At 50.3% G+C, this 3,191-nt stretch carries 2 rRNA genes; both read right to left on the bottom strand.

The features are described from left to right. Positions 1–105, bottom strand: a 5S ribosomal RNA gene (gene rrf / locus EXT48_RS23455); the annotation flags it as partial. Positions 106–294: 189 nt separating this feature from the next. After that, positions 295–3,179, bottom strand: a 23S ribosomal RNA gene (locus EXT48_RS23450). Positions 3,180–3,191: the final 12 nt, after the last annotated feature.

Genomic DNA, 3,191 nt, shown 5'->3' with positions numbered 1-3,191 from the left:
TGTTCTACTTTCACATGGGTAATCCACACTATCATCGACGCTGTTTTGTTTCACTTCTGAGTTCGGCATGGGGTCAGGTGGGTCCAAAACGCTATAGTCACCAGGAAATCTGGGTGCAAATGTTTAATGACATCGTGCCTCGCACGAGCATTCCATTTGCGCAAGGTGAACCGATTTCGCGATACCGCTGAGGTTGGTCACCTTGTTTAATTCTTAAATCCGGAAAAAGCTATTAAATTCTTTGTCTACTTTAGTCTATTAACTTCTGTCGCTTATAAACCACTTTGGCGTTGTATGGTTAAGCCTCACGGGTAATTAGTACGAGTTAGCTTAATGCCTCACAGCACTTCCACATCTCGCCTATCAACGTTGTAGTCTTCAACGGCCCTTCAGTTGACTCTAAGTCAAAGTGAGAACTCATCTCGAGGCCTGCTTCCCGCTTAGATGCTTTCAGCGGTTATCAGTTCCGAACGTAGCTACCGGGCAATGCAATTGGCATCACAACCCGAACACCAGCGGTTCGTCCACTCCGGTCCTCTCGTACTAGGAGCAGCCCCTCTCAATTCTCAAACGCCCACGGCAGATAGGGACCGAACTGTCTCACGACGTTCTAAACCCAGCTCGCGTACCACTTTAAATGGCGAACAGCCATACCCTTGGGACCGACTTCAGCCCCAGGATGTGATGAGCCGACATCGAGGTGCCAAACACCGCCGTCGATATGAACTCTTGGGCGGTATCAGCCTGTTATCCCCGGAGTACCTTTTATCCGTTGAGCGATGGCCCTTCCATTCAGAACCACCGGATCACTATGACCTACTTTCGTACCTGCTCGACGTGTCTGTCTCGCAGTTAAGCTTGCTTCTACCATTACACTAACCGTACGATGTCCGACCGTACTTAGCAAACCTTCGTGCTCCTCCGTTACTCTTTGGGAGGAGACCGCCCCAGTCAAACTACCCACCAGGCACTGTCCTCAACCCCGATTCAGGGGCCTAAGTTAGAACATCAACACTACAAGGGTGGTATTTCAAGGTCGGCTCCACAGAAACTAGCGTCTCTGCTTCAAAGCCTCCCACCTATCCTACACATGTAGGGTCAATGTTCAGTGCCAAGCTGTAGTAAAGGTTCACGGGGTCTTTCCGTCTAGCCGCGGGTACACAGCATCTTCACTGCGATTTCAATTTCACTGAGTCTCGGGTGGAGACAGCGTGGCCATGGTTACACCATTCGTGCAGGTCGGAACTTACCCGACAAGGAATTTCGCTACCTTAGGACCGTTATAGTTACGGCCGCCGTTTACCGGGGCTTCGATCAAGAGCTTCGCCTAAGCTAACCCCATCAATTAACCTTCCGGCACCGGGCAGGTGTCACACCGTATACGTCATCTTACGATTTTGCACAGTGCTGTGTTTTTAATAAACAGTCCCAGCCACCTGGTCACTGCGGCTCTCGTTTGCTTACAGAGCAAGTCCTTCACAAACAAGAGCGTACCTTCTCCCGAAGTTACGGTACAATTTTGCCTAGTTCCTTCACCCGAGTTCTCTCAAGCGCCTTAGTATTCTCTACCTGACCACCTGTGTCGGTTTAGGGTACGATTCAGTATGAACTGAAGCTTAGAGGCTTTTCCTGGAAGTAGGGCATCAACAACTTCACCACCTTAGTGGCTCGTCTCGACTCTCAGCCTTAGCAACCCGGATTTTCCTAAGTCACCAGCCTACAGCCTTTCACATGGACAACCAACGCCATGCTTGCCTAGCCTGCTCCGTCCCCCCATCGCATTCATACCGAGTACGGGAATATTAACCCGTTTCCCATCGACTACGCTCTTCAGCCTCGCCTTAGGGGTCGACTCACCCTACCCTGATTAACATGGGATAGGAACCCTTGGTCTTCCGGCGGAGGAGTTTTTCACTCCTCTTGTCGTTACTCATGTCAGCATTCGCACTTCTGATATGTCCAGCATGCCTCCCGGCACACCTTCAGCCACTTACAGAACGCTCCCCTACCCCGCATACTTACGTACGCAGCCGTAGCTTCGGTGGTATGTTTAGCCCCGTTACATCTTCCGCGCAGGCCGACTCGACTAGTGAGCTATTACGCTTTCTTTAAAGGGTGGCTGCTTCTAAGCCAACCTCCTAGCTGTTTTAGCCTTCCCACATCGTTTCCCACTTAACATACACTTTGGGACCTTAGCTGACGGTCTGGGTTGTTTCCCTCTCCACGACGGACGTTAGCACCCGCCGTGTGTCTCCCGGATATTACTTTACGGTATTCGGAGTTTGCAAAGGGTTGGTAAGTCGGGATGACCCCCTAGCCTTAACAGTGCTCTACCCCCGTAAGTATTCGTCCGAGGCTCTACCTAAATAGATTTCGGGGAGAACCAGCTATCTCCCGGTTTGATTAGCCTTTCACTCCTAGCCACAGGTCATCCCCTAACTTTTCAACGTTAGTGGGTTCGGTCCTCCAGTTGATGTTACTCAACCTTCAACCTGCCCATGGCTAGATCACCGGGTTTCGGGTCTATACCCTGCAACTTAAGCGCCCAGTTAAGACTCGCTTTCGCTACGGCTCCCCTAAATGGTTAACCTCGCTACAGAATATAAGTCGCTGACCCATTATACAAAAGGTACGCAGTCACCCAACAAGTAGGCTCCTACTGCTTGTACGTACACGGTTTCAGGTTCTATTTCACTCCCCTCACAGGGGTTCTTTTCGCCTTTCCCTCACGGTACTGGTTCACTATCGGTCAGTTGGGAGTATTTAGCCTTGGAGGATGGTCCCCCCATATTCAGTCAAAGTTTCACGTGCTCCGACCTACTCGATTTCACTTTAGATAAGTTTTTGTGTACGGGACTATCACCCTGTTTCGTCATGCTTTCCAGCATGTTCCACTAACTACACTAAAGCTTAAGGGCTGGTCCGATTTCGCTCGCCGCTACTTTCGGAATCTCGGTTGATTTCTTTTCCTACGGGTACTTAGATGTTTCAGTTCTCCGCGTTCGCCTCGCTAACCTATGTATTCAGTTAACGATACCTGCAAGCAGGTGGGTTTCCCCATTCGGAAATCCTAGTCTCAAGCGCCTCTTACTGGCTTGACTAGGCTTATCGCAAGTTAGTACGTCCTTCATCGCCTCCAACTGCCAAGGCATCCACCGTGTACGCTTAGTCACTTAACCATACAACCCAAA

The organism is Pseudoalteromonas sp. CO348 (assembly GCF_004208845.1).
Taxonomy (GTDB): domain Bacteria; phylum Pseudomonadota; class Gammaproteobacteria; order Enterobacterales; family Alteromonadaceae; genus Pseudoalteromonas; species Pseudoalteromonas maricaloris.
This window is presented reverse-complemented; position numbering and strand designations above follow the sequence as displayed.